Below are 23,161 nucleotides of genomic sequence, written 5' to 3'. Positions count from 1 at the left end.
GTGTGTCGCATCACTTGAGTTCGATGGTGGTATTCACCGCACCGCCGACCTCGTTCTCGTCGAACCAGCGCTCGGTGACGGTCTTGGTCTGGGTGTAGAACTGGATCACCTGCTTGCCGTACGGGCCGAGGTCGCCGAGCTTGGAGCCGCGCGAGCCGGTGAAGGAGAACAGCGGCACCGGTACCGGAATCGGCACGTTGATGCCGACCTGGCCGACGTCGATCTCTTCCTTGAAGTGGCGGGCAGCCGCGCCGGAGCGGGTGAAGAGGGCGGTGCCGTTGCCGTTCGGGTTGGCGTTGATCAGCTCGATGGCCTGGTCCAGGGTGTCGGCCTGCACCACGCAGAGCACCGGGCCGAAGATCTCGTCGCGGTAGATGGTCATTTCCGGAGTGACGCCGGAGAAGATGGTCGGGGCGACGAAGTTGCCGTTGTCATAGCCGGCGACCTGCGGGTTGCGGCCATCCAGTACCAGTTGCGCGCCTTCCTGCACGCCGCGTTCGATCAGGCCGCTGACGCGGTCGAGGGCGGAGCAGGAAACCAGCGGGCCGACATCGGTGCCCGGCTCGACGCCGGCGCTGACCTTCAGGGTCTTGGCCTTCTCGACCAGCTCCGGCAGCCACTTCTGCGCCTCGCCCACCAGCAGCACCACCGACAGCGCCATGCAGCGCTGGCCGGCAGCGCCGAAGGCAGCACCGGCGATGGCGTTGAGGGTCTGGTCCTTGTTCGCGTCGGGCAGCACCACCGCGTGATTCTTCGCGCCCATCATGCACTGCACGCGCTTGCCAGCCTGGGAGGCGCGGTTGTAGACGTGGGTGCCGACTTTGGTGGAGCCCACGAAGGAAACGGCCTTGATATCCGGATGGTCGCAGATCGCATTCACCGAGGCGGCGCCACCGTGGATCACGTTCAGCACGCCCGGCGGCACGCCGGCTTCATGGGCCAGCTCGGCGAGGCGCATGGTGACCATCGGGTCCTGCTCGGAAGGCTTGAGGACGAAGGTGTTGCCGGTGGCGATGGCCATCGGGAACATCCACAGCGGGATCATTGCCGGGAAGTTGAACGGCGTGATGCCGGCGCAGACGCCGATCGGCTGCAGCATTGTGAAGGTGTCCACGCCGCCGGCGACGTTGTTGGCCAGCTCGCCGAGCTGCAGGTTGCCGATGGCGGAGGCATGCTCGACCACTTCCAGGCCGCGGAAGATATCGCCCTCGGCGTCCGGCAGGGTCTTGCCCTGTTCGGCGGTGAGCAGCGCGGCCAGCTCCTTCATGTTCTCGCGGATCAGTTGCTGGTACTTGAGGAAGATCCGCGCGCGGGTGCCGATCGGGGTCTTCTTCCAGGTCTTGAAGGCTTTCCTGGCACTGGCGACCGCCGCGTCGATCTCTTCCTGGGTGGCGAAGGGCACGCGGGCGAGGACTTCCTGGGTGGCCGGGTTGATCACCTCGCGCCATTCGGAAGTGGTGGATTCGACGAGCTTGCCGTCGATCAGCAGTTTGACGGTGGCGGTTGCGGCAGTGGCTTGCGTGGTCATGGGACTCAACCTTCTGCGAATTGTCGTTATGGCCCGGGAGGGCGGGGGAAGACTCGGATTGAGAGTAGCAGTGCGTTTTTGATGAACTCAATGCGGCGATGTGCAAGCATGGTCTGCGTTTTTGCACAGGAAGGCCGAAATGGACTGGGACAATCTGCGTTTTTTCCTCGAACTGTCGCGGGCCGGGAAGCTCACCGTGGCCGCGCGGCGCCTGGGCGTCGACCACACCACCGTGGCGCGCCGGCTGCAGGCGCTGGAAAAAAGCATCGGCGCGCAACTGCTGGTGCGCGAGACCGCCGGCTATCGGCTGACCGAGGCGGGACACGACCTGTTGCCGCAGGCGGAAGCGATGGAGAGCGCCTGCAAGGTCATCGAGAAGCGCCTGGGCGGGGCGGAGGACAGGCTGTCCGGCAAGGTACGGATCGGCGCCACCGAGGGTTACGGTTCGACGGTCCTGACCTCGCAACTGGTGGAGCTGAACCGCCGCCATCCGCACCTCGGTGTCGACCTGCTCGCCGTGCCGCGCGCGCTGCAACTGTCGCGCCACGAGGCGGATATCGTTATCACCCTGGAGCGCCCGGAGCGCGGCCCCTACCTGGTCACCCGCCTGACCGACTACGTGCTGCGCCTGTACGCCTCGCGCGACTATCTGGCCGCGCACCCACCTATAAACAGCCGCGACGACCTGCGCACCCATCCCTTCATCGGCTACGTCGACGACATGCTCTACAGCAAGGAGCTGCAGTACCTCGACGAGATCGGCCGGCCGCTGAACATCGCCCTGCGCAGCACCAGCATCCTCGCCCAGCAGCGCGCGGTGGCGGAGGGCGCCGGGGTGGCGATCCTGCCCAGCTTCGCCGCCGCCGGCGATCCGCGCCTGGAGGAAGTGCTCAGCGGCGAGATCGAGTTCGTGCGGACTTTCTGGATGCTGATGCCGGTCGAGCTCAAGGACATCGCGCGGATGCGCACCACCTGGGACTTCCTGCGCGAGAAGGCGGAAGCCAGCCAGGCGCTGCTGATGGGCCGCTGAGCCGCCTCGCGGCGGGACAAGGGTTACCCGCGGCGGCGCTTTGCGCGACAATGCGCGCATTCGCTTCACGGAGTTCCCACATGTCCCACGCTGTCGACGACACCCTCGACGCCACCGGCCTCAACTGCCCCGAACCGGTCATGATGCTGCACAACAAGGTGCGCGACCTGCCGGCCGGCGGCCTGCTCAAGGTGATCGCCACCGACCCCTCCACCCGCCGCGACATTCCCAAGTTCTGCATGTTCCTCGGCCACGAGCTGGTGGAGCAGCAGGAAGAGGCGGGCACCTACCTCTACTGGATTCGCAAGAAGCTCGACTGACGCCGCTCCCCACGTAGGCGAGCCCCACGTAGGTTGGCGCTGAGCTTGCGAAGCCCAACGGTGCAGCGGTCAGGCAGTTGTTGGGCTTCGCTGCGCTCAGCGCCAACCTACGAATGCTCGTGCTAGCATTTGCGGCCATGAGAGTCGTCAACGGATTGCCCTGGCTGACGCTGGCGGGCCTGCTGTTCATCAATGCAGCCCTTGCGGAAAGCCGTCTCGATGTTCGAATCACCCCCGCCAATTCCGCGCTCAAGGCCAATATCGAGGCCTATGTGGGCAGCGTTGGCGAGCGTGATGAACAGTCCCTGCGCCGCTTCCGCCGCACCGCCGAGGACAGCGCGCGCAAGGCCGCCCAGGCGCTTGGCTACTACCAGGCACGCATCCGCGCCCGCGTGCGCGATGGCAAGGAGCCGACCCTGCGCATCAGCGTCACCCTTGGCGAGCCGGTGCGGCTGCGTTCGGTGGTCATCCGCGTGGAAGGGCCGGCGGCGCGGCTGAAGAGCTTCCGCGTGCCGGACGGCGACGAGCTCAAGCCGGGCGCGCAGCTCAACCATGGTATCTACGAGGACGCCAAGCGGCTGATCGAGAACCAGGCGTCGCGCTTCGGTTTCTTCCGTGGGCAGTTCACCAGCCAGAAGTTGAGCGTCGATCCGCAGGCCGGCGTGGCCGACATCGAGCTGATCTACGCCAGCGGGCCGCGCTACAGCCTGGGCGCGGTGACCTTCAGCGGCGACCATCCGTTCGACGAGGAGCTGCTGCAGCGCATGGTGCCGTTCAAGGCCGGCGAACCCTACGACTCTGAGCTGATCGCCGACCTCAACCAGGCGTTGCAGTCCAGCGGCTATTTCGACGGCGTGCGGGTCGACTCGGCGCCGACCCTGGCACAGGGCGAAGTGATCCCGGTGAATGTCCAGCTCACCGCGCGCAAGCCGCGCAGCATGGGCGTCGGCCTGGGCTTCTCGACCGACGTCGGCCCGCGCGCCCGCTTCAACTGGACGCGCCACTGGCTCAACCCCCAGGGCCACAGCCTGGGTGCCGAGATGGAACTGTCCGCGCCCCGGCAGAACGTCGGCACCTGGTACGAGATACCGCTCGATCCGCCGCTCACCGACAAGCTGCGCTTCACCGGCGGCTACCAGTTCGAGGACCTGGTGGACACCGAAAGCAAGCTGCTGACCCTCGGCGGCGAGTGGCAGCACAAGCTGGACAGCGGCTGGCAGCGGGCGATCTCGCTGAACTGGCAGCACGAGGAATTCAAGCTCGGCGACGATTCCGGCCTGAGTACCTTCCTCATGCCGGGCATTGGCTGGTCGATCCTGCAGGCTGATAACAAGGTCGATCCATCGCGCGGCTATCGCCTGCAGTTCGCCGTAAAGGGCGCCAAGGAGGGGGCGTTGTCCGACGCCGACCTCGTCCACGTCAGCGCCCTGGCCAAGGGCGTGACCAGCTTCCTCGGCGGTCATCGCCTGCTCGGCCGGGTGCAGGTCGGCGGCATCGCCACCAACGATTTCGACGTGATCCCGCCGTCGCTGCGCTTCTACGCCGGCGGCGACCAGAGCGTGCGCGGCTACGATTATCAGACCCTGTCGCCGGAGGATTCCGAGGACAACAAGATCGGTGGCCGCTACATGGTCGCCGGCAGCGTCGAGTACCAGTACCCGATTGCCGAACGCTGGCGCGTGGCGGCCTTCATCGACGAGGGCAACGCCTTCGATTCGCTCAGCGCGCCGTCGATCAAGACCGGCGTCGGCATCGGCGTGCGCTGGGTCTCGCCGGTCGGCCCGCTGCGCCTCGACCTCGCCAACGGCCTGGATGAGGGCGGCGGCTTCCGTATCCACTTCTCCATGGGGCCAGAGCTGTGAAGCGCGCGCTGTTGATTTTTGCCGGGGCGGTGCTCTGCCTGCTGCTCCTGCTGGCGCTGGCAATCGGCCTGATCCTCGGCAGCGAGACCGGCAGCCGCTGGGCGCTGGGACGCGTGCCGGGGCTGGATGTCGAGGAATTCCAGGGCCGTCTCGGCGGCCACTGGAGCGCCCGCAGCGTGCAATGGGCCAACGCCGATACGCGCCTGCAACTGGACAAGCCGGAGCTGGACTGGTCGCCATCCTGCCTGCTGCGCCGCACCCTGTGCCTGGACAAGCTGCGCGCCGAGCGGGTCGAGCTGGACCTGCCGGATACCCCGGCGGAGGAATCGTCCGGGCCGATCAGCCTGCCGGAACTGTTGCCGCCGTTGTCGCTGCAGGTCGGCGAGGTCTGGCTGGGCAGCTTCCGCCTCGACGGCAACGAACAGCTCAGGGACCTGCAGGCCGCCGCGCAGTGGGATGGCGACGGTCTGCGCATCGACTCGCTGTCGCTGGCGCGCGACGATCTCTCGCTGAACCTCACCGGCACGCTCAAGCCGCAGTCCAACTGGCCGCTGGAAGCGCGCGGGCAACTGAAACTGCCGGCGCCGGGCGGCAAGCCGTGGAGCATCGATCTGCAGACCAGCGGCGAACTGCTCGGCCATCTGCAACTGACCGCCGACAGCAGCGGCTACCTCAAGGGCCGCCTGCAGGGCGACCTGCAACCGCTGGCCGAAAACCTGCCGGCCAAGGCGCGCCTGACCGCCGATGGCTTCAAGGCCAGCGCCGACCTGCCGGACACCCTGACTCTGAACAAGCTGGTGCTGGATGCCGTTGGCGACCTGCAGGGCGGCTACAAGGTGACCGGCAGCGCCAGCCTTCCAGGGGAGGGCGGCGACGTCGCCCTGGCCCTGCAGGGCCGTGTCGATGCCAGGGGCGCGGATATCGCCGCCCTCGACCTCACGGCTACGCCGGAGCAACGGGTGGCGCTGAACGGCCGTCTGGACTGGGAGGAAGGCTTCGCCGCCGACGCGCGGCTGGACTGGCTGGACTTCCCCTGGCGGCGCCTGTACCCGGCCATCGACGAGCCGCCGGTGAGCCTGCATACGCTGAAGGCCGAAGTGCAGTACCGCGACGGCAACTACCTCGGCAACTTCGACGCCGCCCTCAACGGCCCGGCCGGCGCCTTCACCGTCGCCAGCCCGGTCTCCGGCGATCTCGGCCAGGTGCATCTGCCGTCGCTGCAATTGCGGGCCGGGCAGGGCAAGGCGGAGGGAAATCTGAAGCTGCGTTTTGCCGACACGCTGGCCTGGGATACCGCGCTGACCCTGAGCGACCTCGACCCGTCCTACTGGCTGGAACAGATGCCCGGCCAACTGGGCGGTCCGTTGCGCAGCAGCGGCGAACTGAAGGACGGCAAGCTGCGCCTCGATGCCCAGCTCGATCTACAGGGTCGTCTGCGTGGCCAGCCGGCGCTGTTCAAGACCGTCGCCAGGGGCGAGGGCGATGCGTGGAAGGTCGACGGACTGGAACTGCGCCTCGGCGACAACCGGGTGAGTGGCGAAGCCAGCCTCGACCAGCGCCTGTCCGGGCATCTGGACATCGCCCTGGCGCGGCTCGGGCAACTCTGGCCTGGCCTGTTCGGCCAGCTGGACGGTCGCCTGGACCTCGCCGGCAGCCTGCAGGCGCCGCAGGGCAAGCTCGATCTGAAGGGGCGGCGAGTGGGCATGGACGACCAGCGCGTGCGCAACCTGACGCTTGCCGCCAACCTCGACGCGCAACAACGCGGCCGCCTGGACCTGCGCGCCGAAGGGGTGAACTCCGGCGAGACCAACTTCGGCGTGCTGACCGCCAACGCCCAGGGCACCCTGCAACGCCAGCAACTCAGCCTGAACCTGCAGGGCAAGCCGCTGGTGCTGGCCCTCGATGTCGCCGGCAACTGGGATGGCAAGAACTGGCGCGGACAAATCGCCAAGGGCGAAATCCAGAGCGGCGGGCAGGACTGGCGCCTGCAGCAGCCGGCGCGCCTGGAACGGCTGGCTGATGGCCGGGTGAATCTCGGCGCGCACTGCTGGGCCAGCGGCGCCGCCAGCCTGTGCGGCGAAGATTCGCGCCTGCAGCCCGATCCGCGCCTGCGCTTCCACCTGCGCAACTTCCCGCTGGACAGCCTGGCGCGCTGGCTGCCGGAAGAGTTCGCCTGGCAGGGCACGCTGAACGGCGACGTGCAGCTGGACCTGCCCGCCAGCGGCCCCAACGGCAACATCCGGCTCGATGCCGGCAGCGGCACCCTGCGCCTGAAGGAGCAGGACGAATGGCACGACTTCCCCTACCAGAGCCTGCGCCTGGAAAGCCGCCTGACGCCCCGGCGCATCGACACCGGGCTGACCTTCCGCGGCGAGGGGCTGGGCACTCTCGACGTGCAGGCCCAGCTCGATCCGCGTCCGCAGAACAAGCCGCTGTCCGGCAGCTTCAACCTGAACGGGCTGGACCTGGCGGTGGCGCGACCGTTCGTGCCGATGGTCGAGCAGCTAAAGGGCCGTCTCAACGGCAACGGGCGGATTTCCGGAACCCTGCTGGCGCCCCGGGTAGACGGCGATCTGCGGCTCAGCGACGGAGAAATCTCCGGCGGCGACCTGCCGACCCGCTTCGAGCAGTTGCAGCTGCAGGCGCGCATCGCCGGCGAACAGGTCGATCTGAGCGGCAACTGGAAGGCCGGCCAGTTGGGCAACGGCAGTCTGGCCGGGCGGATCGCCTGGGCCAGCGGCCTGGACGTCGACCTGGCGATTCGCGGCAATCGCCTGCCGGTGACCGTCGAACCCTACGCCACCCTGGAGGTGGAGCCGGACCTCTCGGTACGCATGGCCGGAGAGCGGCTGGCGATTGCCGGCAAGGTACTGGTGCCGCGCGGCGACATCACCATCCGCCAGTTGCCGCCATCGACGGTCAAGGTGTCGGACGACGCGGTGATCGTCGGCGCCCCGGCGGAAGAGAAGAAGACCACCACGCTGGCCATGGATGTGGACGTCGTGGTGGGGCAGGACAAGCTGGCCTTCTCCGGCTTCGGCCTGACCGCCGAGCTGGCCGGGCAGGTGCACATCGGCGACAACCTCGACACCCGTGGCGAACTGAAGCTGAACAAGGGGCGTTACCGCGCCTATGGCCAGCGCCTGACCATCCGCCGTGCGCGCCTGACGTTCGCCGGGCCGATCGACCAGCCGTACCTGGACATCGAGGCGATCCGCAAGGTCGACGACGTCATCGCCGGCCTGCGCCTGACCGGCAACGCCGAGCAGCCGCGCAGCGAAGTGTTCTCCGAGCCGGCGATGAGCCAGGAGCAGGCGCTGTCCTACCTGGTGCTGGGACGGCCGATGAGCAGCGGCGAGGACAGCAACGTGGTCGGCCAGGCGGCGCTGGCTCTCGGCCTGGCCGGCAGCGCGCCGCTTACCGGCAAGGTCGCCGAGCGGTTGGGCATCCGTGACTTCCAACTGGATACCGAGGGCAGCGGCAACGCCACCAGCGTGGTCGCTAGCGGGCAGCTCTCCGACCGTCTCAGCCTGCGCTACGGGGTGGGGGTATTCGAGCCGGCGAACACCATCGCCCTGCGCTACATCCTGACCAAGCGTCTTTACCTGGAGGCCGCCAGCGGACTGGCCAGCTCGCTGGATCTGTTCTTCAAGCGCGATTTCTGACAGAGCTTTCGTCTATACCTGTCGAATCAGTAAGCATTTCCGCGCCGGGTTCCGACGCCCCGCTAGGCAGGTTCCGGATACCCTGCATGACGCTTAGTCAGAAGGAGGCGACATGTCAGACGGCATCCAGAAGGTAGAACAGTACTACGACGAAGTTCCGTACGATTCCTATATGTTCCCGCAGACCGCACCGGAGCACCTGGCGGCCATCGCCTACCTGTTCGGCCTGAGCGCCCCGGCGGTCGCCACCGCGCGGGTGCTGGAGCTGGGCTGCAGTTCAGCGGGCAACCTGATCCCCTTCGCCGTGCGCCATCCGCAGGCGCGGCTGGTGGGTATCGACCTGTCGCCGGTGCAGATCGACCTCGGCAAGCGCAAGCTGGAGCAGATGGGGCTCGGCAATGTCGAGCTGATCGCCGGCGATCTCTCCACGATGGGCGCGGAACTCGGCGAATTCGACTACATCATCTGCCACGGCGTCTACAGCTGGGTGCCGGAACCGGTGCGCGACGCGATCCTGCGCATCAGCCGGGACAACCTGGCCCCGGACGGCATCGCCTACATCAGCTACAACACCTATCCCGGCTGGAAGGGGCGCGAGCTGGTGCGCGATGCGATGCTCCTGCGCGCCAACCAGTCGCCCGAGGAAAAGCTCGGCCGGGCGCGGGGGATGATCGATTTCCTCCACCAGCACGTCGATGCCGGCAGCGTGCTCGGCCGGGCGCTGCAGGAATACCAGCAGCAGGCGCACTCCTTCTCCGACTATTACCTGATGCACGAGTACCTGGAGCCGTTCAATGCGCCGTGCTACTTCAGCGACTTCGTGCGGCTCGCCGAAGAGCAGGGGCTGAGCTACCTGGCCGACGCCACGCCCGCCACCATGTTCCTCGGCAACTACGCGCCAGCCGTGCAGGGTCCGCTGCTGGCGGAGTGCGGCGGCAGCCAGGTGCTGCTGGAGGCGTACCTGGACTTCCTCACCAACCGTACCTTCCGCCAGTCCCTGCTGGTCCGCCAGGAGCGCGTCGGCGACATTCGCTACCAGTTGCAGAGCGACGGCCTGCGCACGCTGCACCTGGCCGCCCATCTGCCGTGCCTGAGCGGCGAGCCGCGTTTCGATCCGAGCGAGCAGTCGTTCGGCGATGCCAATGGCAGGAGCCTGGTGCTGAAGGGCAGGGAAGTGAAATGCGCGGCGGTGGCGCTGACCGAGGCCTGGCCGAACACCCTGGGCATGGAAGAACTGCTGGCCGCCGTGAGCAGGCAGCTCGGTTCGTTGTCGGCGCGGGCGGAACACCATCTGACCGTGCTGTTCGAGCAACTGGTGATCTCCGGCATGGCGCGCATCCGCCTGGAGCCGGTGGTGGCCAGGGTGGAGCCGTGCGAGAAGCCGTGTATCGATCCCGCGCTGGTTGCCTATGTCCGCGCGTTGCCCGAGGGACATACGCCGCATGTGTTCAACGCCTGGCACGAGACGGTGTCGCTGGATGTGGTGGCCAGCCATCTGCTGCCGCTGCTGGACGGCAGCCGGACCCGCGCCGATCTGCTCAAGTGCCTGGAAGAGGCGGAGCAGAAGGACCAGCTCGGCTTCCTGCGCAACGGCGAGCGGCTGACCGCGCCGGACGACCTGCGCCAGGCGAGGGAGGAGCATCTGGATCGCGTATTGCAGCTGTTCGGCCTGGCGACGCTGTAATCGCCGGGCTTCGCGTAGGTTGGTGCTGAGCGCAGCGAAGCCCAACATGCCGGCAGCCATATCGTTGGGCTTCGTACCTCAGCCCAACCTACGTGAAGCCCAGCGGTGTTCTGACAAAGCGTGCGGTTACCGCACGCATCGACGGAGGTCCAATTGCCGCTTCCCGCACCCGGCCGTAGCCTTCTACTGCCGCCGGTCCCGTAGTCCTGCCCGCGCAGCGGGATACGCATAGACTGTTCCACACGACAGCCGCGCCGAAGAGCGTGGCGTACAACAACAATGAGCCATGAGTGCCTTGCCTATGGAAAGCCGCCTGCTGAGCGAACGCAGCCAGGTGTTCGAACATGCCGACCCCTACGCGGTGTCCGGCTATGTGAACCAGCATGTCGGTACGCACTGCATCCGCCTGCCGGTGAAAGGGCGCCCCGAGGCCAGCCTCAACCATCGCAAGTTCTCCAGTCTCGACCTCTGCCGGATCAGCTACGGCGCCGCCGTGCGCGTCACCTCGCCGGCGCTGGAAACCATCTACCACATGCAGATCCTCCTGCGCGGCAATTGCCTGTGGCGCGGCCATCGCCAGGAGCACTACCTCGTTCCCGGCGAGCTGCTGCTGATCAACCCGGACGACCCGGTCGACCTGACCTACTCGGACGACTGCGAGAAATTCATCGTCAAGATTCCCACCGCGGTGCTGGAATCGATCTGCGCCGAACAGCGCTGGCAGCACCCGCGCCAGGGTGTGCGCTTCCTGGAAAACCGCTATCAGCTGGGCGAGCTGGAAGGCTTCGTCAACCTGCTGTCGATGGTCTGCCTGGAAGCCGAATCCGGCGAGCGCCTGCCGCGCATCGAGGAGCATTACCAGCAGATCGTCGCGAGCAAGATGCTCACCCTGATGAAGACCAATGTCAGCCGCGAATGCCTGGCCAGCCCGATGGCCTCGTTCGAGCGCATCGACGACTACATCGCGCGCAACCTCAAGCAGGACATCGACGTCGAGGAGCTCGCCCGCCAGGCGCAGATGAGCCTGCGTTCGCTGTACGGCCTGTTCGAGCGGCATGTGCGCGTCACGCCGAAGCAGTACATCCGCAACAGGAAGCTGGAGCGCATCCATGCCAGCCTGGGCGACCCCTGCTGCAACGTGCGCAACGTCACCGAGCTGGCGCTGGACTACGGCTTCCTGCATCTCGGGCGCTTCTCCGAGGCGTACCGGCAGCAGTTTGGCGAGTTGCCTTCCGAGACGTTCAAGCGGCGCGGCTGAGCGTCATCCCGTAGGGCGGGTGCAACCCGCCATTTCCATACCGGCAATAACGGCGGGTTTCACCCGCCCTACACCTGCGCCATCCATTCCACCTCCGCTTTATCCATCCCCTGTTACACCCCCTGCAAAAAACGGATAGCACTCTGCACAAAGCGGATATTGCCGCGCCCTGCGCCTCCCTAATCTGGCCCTGCCTGAACAAAAACAACGGAGGCCCCGGCCATGTCCCTGGGTATCGAGTACCTTCAGTCCCTGCTTGAAGACAACCCCGAGAAGGGCGTCTACCGCTGCAAGCGCGAGATGTTCACCGACCCCCGCCTGTTCGACCTGGAGATGAAGCACATCTTCGAAGGCAACTGGCTGTATCTCGCCCACGAAAGCCAGATCCCCGAGAAGAACGACTTCCTGACCACCATGATGGGCCGCCAGTCGATCTTCATCGCGCGCAACAAGGACGGCGTCCTCAACGCCTTCATCAACGCCTGCAGCCACAAGGGCGCCATGCTCTGCCGGCACAAGAGCGGCAACCGTTCCTCCTATACCTGCCCGTTCCACGGCTGGACCTTCAACAACTCCGGCAAGCTGCTGAAGGTCAAGGACCCGGCCGAGGCCGGCTATCCGGAAGGCTTCAACTGCGAGGGCTCCCACGACCTGACCAGGGTCGCCCGTTTCGAGTCCTATCGCGGCTTCCTGTTCGGCAGCCTGAACCCGGACGTGCCGCCGCTGGTCGAGCACCTCGGCGAGTCGGCGAAGATCATCGACATGATCGTCGACCAGTCGCCGGAAGGTCTGGAAGTCCTGCGCGGTTCCTCCAGCTACATCTACGAAGGCAACTGGAAGCTCACCGCCGAGAACGGCGCCGACGGCTACCACGTCAGCTCCGTGCACTGGAACTACGCGGCCACCCAGAACCAGCGCAAGGTGCGCGACGCCGGCGAAGAAGTGAAGACCATGAGCGCTGGCGGCTGGGCCAAGAACGGCGGCGGCTTCTACTCCTTCGACAAGGGCCATCTGCTGCTCTGGACCCGCTGGGCCAACCCGGAGGACCGTCCGGCCTTCGAGCGCCGCGAGGAACTGGCCCGCGACTTCGGCCAGGCCCGTGCCGACTGGATGATCCAGAACTCGCGCAACCTCTGCCTGTACCCGAACGTGTACCTGATGGACCAGTTCAGCTCGCAGATCCGTATCGCCCGGCCGATCTCGGTGAACCGCACGGAAATCACCATCTACTGCATCGCGCCGAAGGGCGAAAGCGCCGAGGCCCGCGCCCAGCGCATCCGCCAGTACGAAGACTTCTTCAACGTCAGCGGCATGGCCACTCCGGACGACCTGGAGGAATTCCGCTCCTGCCAGCAGGGCTACCAGGGCAGCGTCACCGCCTGGAACGACATGTCCCGTGGCGCCACGCACTGGATCCACGGCGCCGACGACGCGGCGAAGGAAATCGACCTGCACCCGCTGATGTCCGGCGTGCGCACCGAGGATGAAGGCCTGTTCGTGCTGCAGCACAAGTACTGGCAGGAGGCGATGATCGCCGCCCTGCAGGCCGAGCAAGCCAAACAGATTCCCCTGCAAGCGGTTGAAGAGGAGGCCGTGTGATGAGCATTTCCTACGAAGCCGTGCGCGACTTCCTCTACCGCGAAGCGCGCTACCTGGACGACAAGCAGTGGGACGAGTGGCTGGAGCTGTACGCCGCCGACGCCACCTTCTGGATGCCGTCCTGGGACGACCGCGACGAGCTGACCGAAGACCCGCAGACCGAAATCTCGCTGATCTGGTACGGCAACCGCGGCGGCCTGGAAGACCGCGTGTTCCGCATCAAGACCGAGCGCTCCAGCGCGACCATGCCGGACACCCGCACCTCGCACAACATCAGCAACATCGAGATCCTCGAAGTCGCCGACGGCCTGTGCAAGCTGCGCTTCAACTGGCACACCCTGAGCTTCCGCTACAAGGCGACGGACAGCTACTTCGGCACCAGCTTCTACACCCTCGACGTGCGCGGCGAGCAGCCGCTGATCAAGGCGAAGAAGGTGGTTCTCAAAAATGACTACGTACGTCAGGTCATCGACGTTTATCACATTTGAGGTGGCTGCCATGAGCTTCCATATCGCACTGAACTTCGAAGACGGCGTCACCCGCTTCATTGACGCCAATGCCGGCGAAACCGTGGCCGACGCGGCCTATCGCCAGGGCGTGAACATCCCGCTGGACTGCCGCGACGGCGCCTGCGGTACCTGCAAGTGCTTCGCCGAAGCCGGCCGCTACGACATGGGCGACAACTTCATCGAGGATGCCCTGACCGAAGAGGAAGCCGAGCAGGGCTACGTCCTGACCTGCCAGATGCGCGCCGAGAGCGACTGCGTGGTGCGCGTGCCGGCGTCCTCGGATGTGTGCAAGACCCAGCAGGCCAGCTACGAGGCGGCCATCAGCAATGTGCGTCAGCTGTCCGCAAGCACCATCGCGCTGTCGATCAAGGGCGAATCGCTGAGCAAGCTGGCGTTCCTGCCGGGGCAGTACGTCAACCTGCAGGTTCCTGGCAGCAGCGAAACCCGCGCCTATTCCTTCAGCTCGCTGCCGAAGGACGGCGAGGTCAGCTTCCTGATCCGCAACGTGCCGGGCGGCTTGATGAGCAGCTTCCTCACCAATCTCGCCAAGGCCGGCGATGCCATGACCCTGGCCGGCCCGCTGGGCAGTTTCTACCTGCGCGACATCAAGCGCCCATTGCTGCTGCTGGCCGGCGGCACCGGCCTGGCGCCGTTCACCGCAATGCTGGAGAAGATCGCCGCGCAGGGCAGCGAGCACCCGCTGCACCTGATCTACGGCGTGACCAACGACTTCGACCTGGTGGAAATGGACAAGCTCGCCGACTTCGCCGCGCGCATCCCCAACTTCACCTGGAGCGCCTGCGTCGCCAACCCGGAAAGCGCCTACCCGCAGAAGGGCTACGTGACCCAGCACATCGAGCCGAAGCACCTCAACGACGGCAACGTCGACGTCTACCTGTGCGGCCCGCCGCCGATGGTCGAGGCGGTCAGCCAGTACATCCGCGAACAGGGCATCCAGCCGGCGAATTTCTATTACGAGAAGTTTGCGGCGAGCGCGGCCTGAGCCTGCGCGACATACCGTAGGGCGGGTGCAACCCGCCAACCCAAACGCGAATGGCGGGTTTCACCCGCCCTACGGCCGTACACCCATTCGCAACGAGGTTGCCATGACTCAACGATTCGAAAACAAGGTCGCCCTGGTCACCGGCGCCGCCCAGGGCATCGGCCGCCGCGTCGCCGAGCGGCTGGTGGAAGAGGGCGCGCGGCTGGTGGCGGTGGACCGCTCCGAGCTGGTCCACGAACTGCTCGACCACCCGGGCCGGGACGGCAAGGTGCTGACCCTGACCGCCGACCTGGAACGCTTCGCCGAGTGCGAGCGTGTGGTCTCCCAGGCCGTGCAGGCATTCGGCCGGCTGGACATCCTGATCAACAACGTCGGCGGCACCATCTGGGCCAAGCCGTTCGAGCACTACGAGGAACACGAGATCGAGGCGGAGGTACGCCGCTCGCTGTTCCCCACCCTGTGGTGCTGCCGCGCCGCGCTGGTGCCGATGCTGGAGCAGGGCAGCGGCGCCATCGTCAACGTGTCCTCCATCGCCACCCGTGGGGTGAATCGCGTGCCCTACGGAGCGGCCAAGGGCGGGGTGAATGCGCTGACCGCCTGCCTGGCCTTCGAGACTGCCGAACGTGGCATCCGCGTCAACGCCACCGCACCGGGCGGCACCGAGGCGCCCCCGCGCCGTATCCCGCGCAACGGCGCCGAGCAGAGCGCGCAGGAGAAGGTCTGGTACCAGCAGATCGTCGACCAGACCGTCGAAAGCAGCCTGATGAAACGCTACGGAAGCATCGACGAACAGGCCGGCGCGATCCTCTTCCTCGCCTCGGACGAAGCCTCCTACATCACCGGCGTCACGTTGCCGGTGGGTGGTGGGGATCTCGGCTGAATCCTGGCCTCGGGCTCCCTCACCCCAGCCCTCTCCCAGAGGGAGAGGGGGCACAACGGCGTTGGGGCGTACGACGTGCCAGCCGTCAACTCCAGACAGTCCCCTCTCCCTCTGGGAGAGGGTTAGGGTGAGGGGAGCAAGGCAGCCAAAAGCATCCGCAGTCATTTAGAGCGGTTTTCTACACAACAAAAACAAGAGACAGATGCCATGCGAAAAATCGACGTAAACCAGACCATCGACAACGCGCGCTTCACCCGATTTCACTGGATGGTGATGCTCTGGTGCGCGCTGTTGCTGATCTTCGACGGCTACGACCTGTTCATCTATGGCGTGGTCCTGCCGGTGATCATGAAGGAATGGGGCCTGACGCCCCTGCAGGCCGGCGCGCTCGGCAGCTATGCGCTGTTCGGCATGATGTTCGGCGCGCTGGTGTTCGGCACCCTGGCCGACAGGATCGGGCGCAAGAAGGGCATCGCCATCTGCTTCGCGCTGTTCTCCAGCGCCACCATCGTCAACGGCTTCGCCAGCAGCCCGACCGAGTTCGGCATCTGCCGCTTCATCGCCGGCCTCGGCTGCGGCGGCCTGATGCCCAACGCCGTGGCGCTGATGAACGAGTACGCGCCCAAGCGCCTGCGCAGCACGCTGGTGGCGGTCATGTTCAGCGGCTATTCGCTGGGCGGCATGCTGTCGGCTGGCGTGGGCATCTACATGCTGCCGCGCTTCGGCTGGGAGGCGATGTTCTTCGCTGCCGCCGTACCGCTGCTCCTGCTGCCGCTGATCCTCTGGTATCTGCCGGAATCGGTCGGCTTCCTCGTCCGTCAGGGGCGCACGCAGCAGGCCCGCGAGCTGCTGCAACGCATCGATCCCGGTCTCGCGCTGAAGGGCGACGAACAACTGGTGATGAGCGAATCCAAGGGTGGCAGCGTCTCGGCTCTCGAACTGTTCCGCGAAGGCCGTGGTGTGCGCACCCTGAGCATCTGGGTGGCGTTCTTCTGCTGCCTGCTGATGGTCTACGCGCTGAGTTCCTGGCTGCCGAAGCTGATGGCGGGTGCCGGCTACAGCCTCGGTTCCAGCCTGTCGTTCCTGCTCGCGCTGAACTTCGGCGGCATGGCCGGGGCCATCCTCGGCGGCTGGCTGGGCGATCGCTACAACCTGACCAAGGTGACGGTGGCCTTCTTCATCGCCGCCGCCGCGTCGATCAGCCTGCTCGGCTTCAACAGCCCGATGCCGCTGCTCTACCTGCTGATCTTCGTCGCCGGCGCCACCACCATCGGCACGCAGATCCTGCTGTACGCCGGCGCCGCGCAGTTTTACGGCCTGTCGGTGCGCTCCACCGGCCTCGGCTGGGCCTCCGGCATCGGCCGCAACGGCGCCATCGTCGGCCCGCTGCTGGGCGGCGCGCTGATGGGCATCAACCTGCCGCTGCAACTCAACTTCATGGCCTTCGCCATTCCCGGCGCCATCGCCGCGCTGGCGATGACCGTGTTCCTCATCAGCGCCCAGCGCAGCCAGTCGGCCGAGGGCGCGCTGCTGGCGGCGAAAGCCTGACCGGCTCCATCCGGGAGCGAATCCGCCGGGTTCGCTCCCGCATCCAGCGAGGTTCCATGAAAGCTCTGCTGCGTGATTGCTCCTTGTCCGCCGTGATCGCGGGGATGATCGCCACGCTGATTTCCTACGCCGGGCCGCTGGTGATCATCTTCCAGGCGGCGGACAGCGCCAAGCTGTCCCACGAACTGCTGTCGTCCTGGGTCTGGGCGATTTCCATCGGCAGCGCGGCGCTGGGCATCCTGCTCAGCCTGCGCTACCGGGTGCCGGTGGTGGTCGCCTGGTCGATCCCCGGTTCGGCGCTGCTGGTGTCCATGCTGCCGGAGATCGGCCTGAACCAGGCCATCGGCGCCTATCTGGTGGCCAACCTGATCCTGCTGGCGATCGGCATCAGCGGCGCCTTCGACCGCATTATCGCCCGCCTGCCGGGCTCCATCGCCGCCGGCATGCAGGCCGGCATCCTGTTCAGCTTCGGCGCCCAGGTGTTCCGCTCGCTGCCGGCCCAGCCGGTATTGGTGTTTGCGATGTTCGCGGTCTACGTGGCGATGCGCCGCCTGATGCCGCGCTACGCGGTGATGGCGGTGCTGCTGGTCGGCCTGCTTGTCACCGTGCTCGGTGGCGGATTCCGCAGCGAGGCGCTGGTGTTCGGCCTCGCCACGCCACAATGGATCGCCCCCGAATTCAGCCTGCACGCCACCCTCAACCTGGCGCTGCCGCTGGTGCTGGTAGCGCTCACCGGGCAGTTCATGCCGGGCATGGCGGTGCTGCGCAACGCCGGCTACCAGACGCCGGCCAGCCCCCTCGTCAGCGCCAGTGCGTTGGGCGGTGCGCTGCTGGCGCCATTCGGCTGCCATGGCCTGAACCTGGCGGCGGTTACTGCCAGCCTGTGCACCAGCGCCGAGGCTCACGAAGACCCGCAGCGCCGCTATGTGGCGGCGCTGTCCGGGAGTGTTTTGTATCTGGCGTTCGGCATCGGCGGGGCGACGCTGGTGTCGCTGTTCGCCGCGTTCCCGGCCGAGCTGATCGCCGCGCTGGCCGGCCTCGCCCTGTTCGGCGCCATCAGCGAGGCGCTGACCCGCAGCGCGGCGGTGCCGGCGGAACGCGATGCCGGGCTGTTCACCTTCCTGGTCACCGCTTCCGGGGTGTCCTTCCTCGGCCTGTCGGCGGCGTTCTGGGGGCTGGTGTTCGGCCTTGGCGCGCACTTCCTGATGCGCGCACGGCTGCCCAGGTCGGCAGCGCAGGAGTGGCCCGCAGCGAAGGACGGCGCAGGGCGCTGATGAATCTAGCCCCGCGCCTGTTCGATCAGCTCCAGGCAGCGCTGCACCAGGGCGCTGACATCGCCGGCGCGGCGGCTGAGGATGATCGGCGATACCGCCTCCGGTTCCAGCACCGGCACGTAGCCGATGTCCGGGCGGTGCTGCTGCTGCACCGAGCCCGGCACCAGTGCCACGCCGAGGCCGGCGGCGACCAGGCCGATGGCGGTCTGCAGCTCGTTGGCCCACTGCGCCACGCGGATGCTCAGGCCATGGTTGGCGAACAGCGCGAGGACGTGGTCGGCGTAGCTCGGCCGCGGGTTGGCCGGGTAGAGCACGAAGGCTTCCCGCGACAGCTCCTCCAGGCTGACCGGCCGGCCGAGCAGCGGATGCCCGGTGGGCAGCGCGGCGACCAGCGGGTCTTCGCTGAGCACCTGCTGGAGGATCATGGGATCGTCGATGCGGATGCGGCCGAAGCCGATGTCGATGCGCCCGCTCTTCAGCGCCTCAACCTGCTGCAGGGTGGTCATTTCCTGCAGGCCGAGTTCCAGTTCGGTGTCGGCGCGCAGCTGGCGGATCAGCTCCGGCAGCACGTCGTACAGGGTCGACGGGGCGAAGCCGATGCCCAGCCACTGGCGCTGGCCACGGCCGATGCGGCGGGTGCTGTCGCAGATGCTGTCGAGCTGCTGCAGCAGGGTGCCGCTCTGCTCGTAGAAGAAGCGCCCGGCCTCGGTCAGGCGCAGCGGGCGGCTGCGCTCCAGCAGCTCCACGCCGAGCAGGTCTTCGAGCTGCTGGATCTGCCGGCTGAGTGGCGGCTGGGCGATGTGCAGGCGCTCCGCCGCGCGGGTGAAGTTGAGGGTTTCCGCGACTTCCCTGAAGTAGCGCAGGTGTCTCAGCTCCATGATACCTCCAGGGTATGGAATCAGACTGAGGTGATATTGGACTCCACGGCCTTTGTAGCGCAATCCTTGGGCCAGAAAGAAAATAACCCAAAAGGTATCGCAAGCTGGGTCCGCCCCGGTTGCCGGGACCACAACGTCGGAATACGAAACATGCCTAGCGCCGTCATCGAAAGCCTTGAGTCGATCATCGTCGACCTGCCGACCATCCGCCCGCACAAGCTGGCGATGCACACCATGCAGAACCAGACCCTGGTGATCATCCGCCTGCGCTGCTCGGATGGCATCGAAGGCATCGGCGAGTCGACCACCATCGGCGGCCTGGCCTACGGCAACGAAAGCCCGGAAAGCATCAAGCAGAACATCGACAGCCACCTGGCGCCGGCGCTGATCGGCCTGGAAGCCGGCAACATCAACGCGGCCATGCAGAAGCTGGACAAGATCGCCAAGGGCAACACCTTCGCCAAGTCCGGCATCGAAAGCGCGCTGCTCGACGCCCAGGGCAAGCGCCTCGGCCTGCCGGTCAGCGAACTGCTCGGCGGCCGCGTGCGCGACAGCCTGGAAGTGGCCTGGACCCTGGCTTCCGGCGACACCGCGCGGGATATCGCCGAAGCCGAACACATGCTGGAAATCCGCCGCCACCGCATCTTCAAGCTGAAGATCGGCGCCAACCCGCTGGAGCAGGACCTCAAGCACGTCGTCGCGATCAAGAAGGCCCTCGGCGACCACGCCAGCGTGCGCGTCGACGTCAACCAGTACTGGGACGAATCCCAGGCCATCCGCGGCTGCCAGGTGCTCGGCGAGAACGGCATCGACCTGATCGAACAGCCGATCTCGCGGATCAACCGTGGCGGCCAGATCCGCCTGAACCAGCGCAGCCCGGCGCCGATCATGGCCGACGAATCCATCGAGAGCGTCGAGGACGCCTTCAGCCTCGCCGCCGACGGCGCGGCCAGCGTGTTCGCCCTGAAGATCGCCAAGAACGGCGGCCCGCGTGCCGTGCTGCGCACCGCGCAGATCGCCGAGGCGGCCGGTATCGCCCTGTACGGCGGCACCATGCTGGAAGGCGCCGTCGGCACCCTGGCTTCCGCCCATGCCTTCGTCACCCTGAACAGGCTGACCTGGCACACCGAACTGTTCGGCCCGCTGCTGCTGACCGAGGAAATCGTCACCGAGGCGCCGGTCTACCGCGACTTCCAGCTGCACGTGCCGCGTACCCCCGGCCTTGGCCTGACCCTCGACGAAGAGCGCCTGGCGCGCTTCCGTCGCCACTGATAACCGTCCGATAAAGGAGAAAACCGATGCTGTTCCACGTGAAGATGACCGTGAAGCTGCCGGTCGACATGGACCCGGCCAGGGCTGCCCAGCTCAAGGCCGACGAGAAGGAACTCGCCCAACGTCTGCAGCACGAGGGCAAGTGGCGTCACCTGTGGCGCATCGCCGGGCACTACGCGAACTACAGCGTGTTCGACCTCGCCAGCGTCGAGGAGCTGCACGACACGCTGATGCAACTGCCGCTGTTCCCCTACATGGATATCGAGATCGACGGGCTCTGCCGCCATCCGTCGTCGATCCACTCCGACGACCGTTGATTCTCACCACCTGAACACCACCGGATAAAAACAAGAGGCAAGCCATCATGACCGTGAAGATTTCCCACACTGCCGACATCCAGAAGTTCTTCGAAGAAGCCGCCGGCTTCGGCAACGACCAGGGCAGCCCGCGCCTGAAGCGCATCGTCCTGCGCATCCTGCAGGACACCGCGAAGATCATCGAAGACCTGGAAGTCACCGACGACGAATTCTGGACCGCGGTGGACTACCTGAACCGCCTGGGCGGCAGGAACGAAGCCGGCCTGCTGGTGGCCGGCCTGGGCATCGAGCATTTCCTCGACCTGCTGCAGGACGCCCGCGATGAGCTGGCCGGCCAGACCGGCGGCACCCCGCGCACCATCGAAGGCCCGCTGTATGTGGCCGGCGCGCCGATCGCCCAGGGCGAGACGCGCATGGACGACGGCAGCGAAGAGAGCGTCGCCACCACCATGTTCCTCGAAGGCCAGGTGCTGGACCTCGACGGCAAGCCGGTCGCCGGCGCCATCGTCGACCTGTGGCACGCCAACACCAAGGGCAACTACTCCTACTTCGACCAGAGCCAGTCCGAGTACAACCTGCGCCGCCGCATCGTCACCGACGCCGAAGGCCGCTACCGCGCCCGCAGCATCGTGCCGTCCGGCTACGGCTGCAACCCGGAAGGTCCGACCCAGGAATGCCTCGACCAGCTCGGCCGCCACGGCCAGCGTCCGGCGCACATCCACTTCTTCATCTCGGCGCCGGGCTACCGTCACCTGACCACCCAGATCAACCTGTCCGGCGACAAGTACCTGTGGGACGACTTCGCCTACGCCACCCGCGACGGTCTGGTCGGTGAAATAGCGTTCCGCGAGGACGGCGCGCGCGGCGTGTCCGGCCGTTATGCCGAGCTGGAGTTCAGCTTCCAGCTGCAGAAGGCCGCCGACGCCGATGACGAGCAGCGCAGCCATCGTCCGCGCGCGCTGCAGGTGCAAGGCGCCTGAGGTTGGTTGGCAAGTAACAACCTGCCGCCGCCCTGGCGGCAGGCCATTGAGGTGGAACGGGACGCGACGAGCGAACCGTAGCGATGCAGGCGACCGGCCGGGCCGGGGCGGTCGCCGAAGACAATGACCGCCTGCGGGACGCGGAGCAGAACCAGGAGCGTCCCGCCGCCGGCAAGAAATCGATTCCTGTCCTGCGTATGCCGCGGCTTTCGGTCGCTCGGCAGGGGATCGTTTGTCCTAATAAAAACAAGAGCGACGATATGAAAACCAATGCGTGCATCACCTGCGTCATGGTGACCGCCGGCGTCAGCGCCGGTCTCGCCCAGTCCGTGGCGGCGGCCGAGGGCCTGATCGAGGGTTCCAGCGCGACCCTCCAGCTGCGCAACTACTACTTCAGCCGCGACTACTCCGACATCGTCGGCGCCAACCAGCAGTCGAAGGCGGAGGAGTGGGCGCAGGGCTTCATCCTCAACTTCCAGTCGGGCTACACGCCGGGCCCGGTCGGCTTCGGCCTCGACGCCATCGGCCTGCTCGGCATCAAGCTCGACAGCAGTCCTGACCGGGTCAACACCGGCCTGCTGCCGGTCAAGGAAGACGGCCGCGCCGCCGACGACTACAGCCGTCTCGGCGTAGCAGCGAAGGCGCGCTTCTCGAAGACCGAACTGAAAGTCGGCGAGCTGCAGCCGAACCTGCCGGTGCTGACCTTCAGCGATATCCGCCTGCTGCCGCCGAGCTACCAGGGCGCGAGCATCGTTTCCAACGAAATTGGCGGGCTGACCCTGCAGGGCGGGCACCTGACGTCCACGCACCTGCGCAACGAAGGCGGCGACGACAAGATGCAGGCGATACTCGGCCACGTGCCGCAGCGCCAGGCCAGCGCCGATGCCTTCAACTACGCTGGCGGCGACTATGCGTTCAACGACAAGCGCACGGTTGCCAGCGCCTATTACGGGCAACTGGAGGATATCTACGCGCAGCGCTTCCTCGGCCTGAAGCACGCGCAGCCGGTGGGCAACTGGGTACTGGGCGCCAATCTCGGTTACTTCGATGCCGACGAGGACGGCAAGAAGCTGCTCGGCCGGATCGACAACCAGGCGTTCTACTCGCTGCTCTCGGCCAAGCGCGGCGCCCATACCTTCTACGTCGGCTACCAGGGCATCTACGGCGACAGCTCGTTCCCGCGCGTCTTCGCCAACGTCAGCCCGCTGGGCAACGAAGTGCCGACCTACGAGTTCGCCTTCGCCGACGAGCGCTCCTGGCAGGTGCGCTACGACTACGACTTCACCGCCCTCGGCCTGCCGGGATTGACCAGCACCCTGCGCTACATCACCGGCGACAACGTCGACACCGGCCAGGGCTTCGAAGGCAAGGACCGCGAACGCGACCTGGACATCGGCTACACCGTGCAAAGCGGCCCGCTGGCGGGGCTGAACGTGCGGGTGCGCAACGTCATGGCGCGGTCGAATTACCGGACGGATATCGACGAGAACCGGCTGGTGTTCAACTACACGTGGAAGTTGTTCTGAGGCTTCCAGCTTCCCATCGTCGATTGTT

Annotated in this window: 18 protein-coding genes; 16 read left to right on the top strand and 2 right to left on the bottom strand. The window is 66.6% G+C overall.

Going from position 1 to position 23,161, the window contains the following annotated elements; all coding sequences use genetic code 11:
- Window positions 1-10 precede the first annotated feature (10 nt).
- Window positions 11-1,528 carry a CoA-acylating methylmalonate-semialdehyde dehydrogenase gene (locus JFY56_RS01895; protein WP_208311792.1) on the bottom strand — a complete coding sequence of 506 codons (1,518 nt, stop codon included), beginning with the start codon at window positions 1,526-1,528 and terminating at the stop codon, window positions 11-13.
- 139 nt (window positions 1,529-1,667) lie between these two features.
- Here JFY56_RS01895 and JFY56_RS01890 point away from each other — a divergent pair, with 139 nt between their 5' ends.
- The 12 genes from JFY56_RS01890 to JFY56_RS01835 all read left to right on the top strand — a co-directional run bounded on the left by JFY56_RS01890 (window position 1,668) and on the right by JFY56_RS01835 (window position 18,160).
- Window positions 1,668-2,558 (top strand): LysR family transcriptional regulator, encoded by an 891-nt coding sequence (locus JFY56_RS01890; RefSeq protein ID WP_208311791.1) that lies wholly within the window; start codon window positions 1,668-1,670, stop codon window positions 2,556-2,558.
- Between the two features lie 80 nt (window positions 2,559-2,638).
- A complete protein-coding gene (tusA, locus tag JFY56_RS01885) occupies window positions 2,639-2,878 on the top strand; it encodes a sulfurtransferase TusA (protein WP_208311790.1) in 240 nt (79 codons plus the stop codon).
- Window positions 2,879-3,015: 137 nt separating this feature from the next.
- Window positions 3,016-4,740: an autotransporter assembly complex protein TamA gene (locus JFY56_RS01880; RefSeq protein WP_236032388.1), complete on the top strand. Its 1,725-nt coding sequence runs from the start codon at window positions 3,016-3,018 to the stop codon at window positions 4,738-4,740.
- Window positions 4,737-8,405 (top strand): translocation/assembly module TamB domain-containing protein, encoded by a 3,669-nt coding sequence (locus tag JFY56_RS01875; protein WP_208311788.1) that lies wholly within the window; start codon window positions 4,737-4,739, stop codon window positions 8,403-8,405. The genes JFY56_RS01880 and JFY56_RS01875 overlap by 4 nt, the downstream gene beginning before the upstream one ends.
- Before the next feature lie 112 nt (window positions 8,406-8,517).
- Entirely contained in the window at window positions 8,518-10,089 is a 1,572-nt protein-coding gene (locus tag JFY56_RS01870; RefSeq protein ID WP_208311787.1) for a methyltransferase regulatory domain-containing protein, read from the top strand.
- A 301-nt stretch (window positions 10,090-10,390) separates the two neighbouring features.
- Window positions 10,391-11,347: an AraC family transcriptional regulator gene (locus JFY56_RS01865; protein WP_208312489.1), complete on the top strand. Its 957-nt coding sequence runs from the start codon at window positions 10,391-10,393 to the stop codon at window positions 11,345-11,347.
- A 222-nt stretch (window positions 11,348-11,569) separates the two neighbouring features.
- Window positions 11,570-12,946 (top strand): benzoate 1,2-dioxygenase large subunit, encoded by a 1,377-nt coding sequence (gene benA / locus JFY56_RS01860; RefSeq protein WP_208311786.1) that lies wholly within the window; start codon window positions 11,570-11,572, stop codon window positions 12,944-12,946.
- The gene (benB, locus tag JFY56_RS01855) at window positions 12,946-13,434 is read left to right on the top strand and encodes a benzoate 1,2-dioxygenase small subunit (RefSeq protein ID WP_208311785.1); all 489 of its coding nucleotides are present in this window, start codon (window positions 12,946-12,948) and stop codon (window positions 13,432-13,434) included. Before benA ends, benB begins: the two co-directional genes overlap by 1 nt.
- Before the next feature lie 10 nt (window positions 13,435-13,444).
- Window positions 13,445-14,458: a benzoate 1,2-dioxygenase electron transfer component BenC gene (benC, locus tag JFY56_RS01850; RefSeq protein WP_208311784.1), complete on the top strand. Its 1,014-nt coding sequence runs from the start codon at window positions 13,445-13,447 to the stop codon at window positions 14,456-14,458.
- Window positions 14,459-14,561: 103 nt separating this feature from the next.
- Entirely contained in the window at window positions 14,562-15,338 is a 777-nt protein-coding gene (locus JFY56_RS01845) for a 1,6-dihydroxycyclohexa-2,4-diene-1-carboxylate dehydrogenase (RefSeq protein WP_208311783.1), read from the top strand.
- A 207-nt stretch (window positions 15,339-15,545) separates the two neighbouring features.
- On the top strand, window positions 15,546-16,886 hold the full coding sequence (locus tag JFY56_RS01840) for an MFS transporter (RefSeq protein ID WP_208311782.1): 1,341 nt from the start codon (window positions 15,546-15,548) through the stop codon (window positions 16,884-16,886).
- A gap of 56 nt (window positions 16,887-16,942) precedes the next feature.
- Window positions 16,943-18,160 carry a benzoate/H(+) symporter BenE family transporter gene (locus JFY56_RS01835; protein WP_208311781.1) on the top strand — a complete coding sequence of 406 codons (1,218 nt, stop codon included), beginning with the start codon at window positions 16,943-16,945 and terminating at the stop codon, window positions 18,158-18,160.
- Between the two features lie 5 nt (window positions 18,161-18,165).
- On the opposite strand, the gene JFY56_RS01830 is transcribed toward JFY56_RS01835, so the two are convergent.
- Window positions 18,166-19,038: a LysR family transcriptional regulator gene (locus JFY56_RS01830; RefSeq protein WP_208311780.1), complete on the bottom strand. Its 873-nt coding sequence runs from the start codon at window positions 19,036-19,038 to the stop codon at window positions 18,166-18,168.
- A 150-nt stretch (window positions 19,039-19,188) separates the two neighbouring features.
- Between JFY56_RS01830 and JFY56_RS01825 the strand changes: the two genes are divergently transcribed.
- The 4 genes from JFY56_RS01825 (at window position 19,189) to JFY56_RS01810 (ending at window position 23,133) form a co-directional block, all read left to right on the top strand.
- On the top strand, window positions 19,189-20,310 hold the full coding sequence (locus JFY56_RS01825; RefSeq protein WP_208311779.1) for a muconate cycloisomerase family protein: 1,122 nt from the start codon (window positions 19,189-19,191) through the stop codon (window positions 20,308-20,310).
- A 26-nt stretch (window positions 20,311-20,336) separates the two neighbouring features.
- Window positions 20,337-20,627, top strand: a complete 291-nt coding sequence (gene catC / locus JFY56_RS01820; RefSeq protein WP_208311778.1) for a muconolactone Delta-isomerase — start codon at window positions 20,337-20,339, stop codon at window positions 20,625-20,627.
- Between the two features lie 47 nt (window positions 20,628-20,674).
- On the top strand, window positions 20,675-21,607 hold the full coding sequence (catA, locus tag JFY56_RS01815) for a catechol 1,2-dioxygenase (protein WP_208311777.1): 933 nt from the start codon (window positions 20,675-20,677) through the stop codon (window positions 21,605-21,607).
- A gap of 290 nt (window positions 21,608-21,897) precedes the next feature.
- Window positions 21,898-23,133, top strand: coding sequence for an OprD family porin (locus JFY56_RS01810; RefSeq protein ID WP_236032438.1), 1,236 nt, complete (start codon window positions 21,898-21,900; stop codon window positions 23,131-23,133).
- Window positions 23,134-23,161 lie beyond the last annotated feature (28 nt).

It is taken from the genome of Pseudomonas schmalbachii, assembly GCF_017589465.1.
GTDB classification, from domain to species: domain Bacteria; phylum Pseudomonadota; class Gammaproteobacteria; order Pseudomonadales; family Pseudomonadaceae; genus Pseudomonas; species Pseudomonas schmalbachii.
This window is presented reverse-complemented; position numbering and strand designations above follow the sequence as displayed.

What these genes read in the sequence shown, in the direction of transcription:
- JFY56_RS01895 (WP_208311792.1), bottom strand. Translation starts at nt 1,528, where the DNA reads ATGACCACGCAAGCCACTGCCGCAACCGCCACCGTCAAACTGCTGATC.
- JFY56_RS01890 (WP_208311791.1), top strand. Translation starts at nt 1,668, where the DNA reads ATGGACTGGGACAATCTGCGTTTTTTCCTCGAACTGTCGCGGGCCGGG.
- tusA (WP_208311790.1), top strand. Translation starts at nt 2,639, where the DNA reads ATGTCCCACGCTGTCGACGACACCCTCGACGCCACCGGCCTCAACTGC.
- JFY56_RS01880 (WP_236032388.1), top strand. Translation starts at nt 3,016, where the DNA reads ATGAGAGTCGTCAACGGATTGCCCTGGCTGACGCTGGCGGGCCTGCTG.
- JFY56_RS01870 (WP_208311787.1), top strand. Translation starts at nt 8,518, where the DNA reads ATGTCAGACGGCATCCAGAAGGTAGAACAGTACTACGACGAAGTTCCG.
- JFY56_RS01865 (WP_208312489.1), top strand. Translation starts at nt 10,391, where the DNA reads ATGGAAAGCCGCCTGCTGAGCGAACGCAGCCAGGTGTTCGAACATGCC.
- benA (WP_208311786.1), top strand. Translation starts at nt 11,570, where the DNA reads ATGTCCCTGGGTATCGAGTACCTTCAGTCCCTGCTTGAAGACAACCCC.
- benB (WP_208311785.1), top strand. Translation starts at nt 12,946, where the DNA reads ATGAGCATTTCCTACGAAGCCGTGCGCGACTTCCTCTACCGCGAAGCG.
- benC (WP_208311784.1), top strand. Translation starts at nt 13,445, where the DNA reads ATGAGCTTCCATATCGCACTGAACTTCGAAGACGGCGTCACCCGCTTC.
- JFY56_RS01845 (WP_208311783.1), top strand. Translation starts at nt 14,562, where the DNA reads ATGACTCAACGATTCGAAAACAAGGTCGCCCTGGTCACCGGCGCCGCC.
- JFY56_RS01840 (WP_208311782.1), top strand. Translation starts at nt 15,546, where the DNA reads ATGCGAAAAATCGACGTAAACCAGACCATCGACAACGCGCGCTTCACC.
- JFY56_RS01835 (WP_208311781.1), top strand. Translation starts at nt 16,943, where the DNA reads ATGAAAGCTCTGCTGCGTGATTGCTCCTTGTCCGCCGTGATCGCGGGG.
- JFY56_RS01830 (WP_208311780.1), bottom strand. Translation starts at nt 19,038, where the DNA reads ATGGAGCTGAGACACCTGCGCTACTTCAGGGAAGTCGCGGAAACCCTC.
- JFY56_RS01825 (WP_208311779.1), top strand. Translation starts at nt 19,189, where the DNA reads ATGCCTAGCGCCGTCATCGAAAGCCTTGAGTCGATCATCGTCGACCTG.
- catC (WP_208311778.1), top strand. Translation starts at nt 20,337, where the DNA reads ATGCTGTTCCACGTGAAGATGACCGTGAAGCTGCCGGTCGACATGGAC.
- catA (WP_208311777.1), top strand. Translation starts at nt 20,675, where the DNA reads ATGACCGTGAAGATTTCCCACACTGCCGACATCCAGAAGTTCTTCGAA.
- JFY56_RS01810 (WP_236032438.1), top strand. Translation starts at nt 21,898, where the DNA reads ATGGTGACCGCCGGCGTCAGCGCCGGTCTCGCCCAGTCCGTGGCGGCG.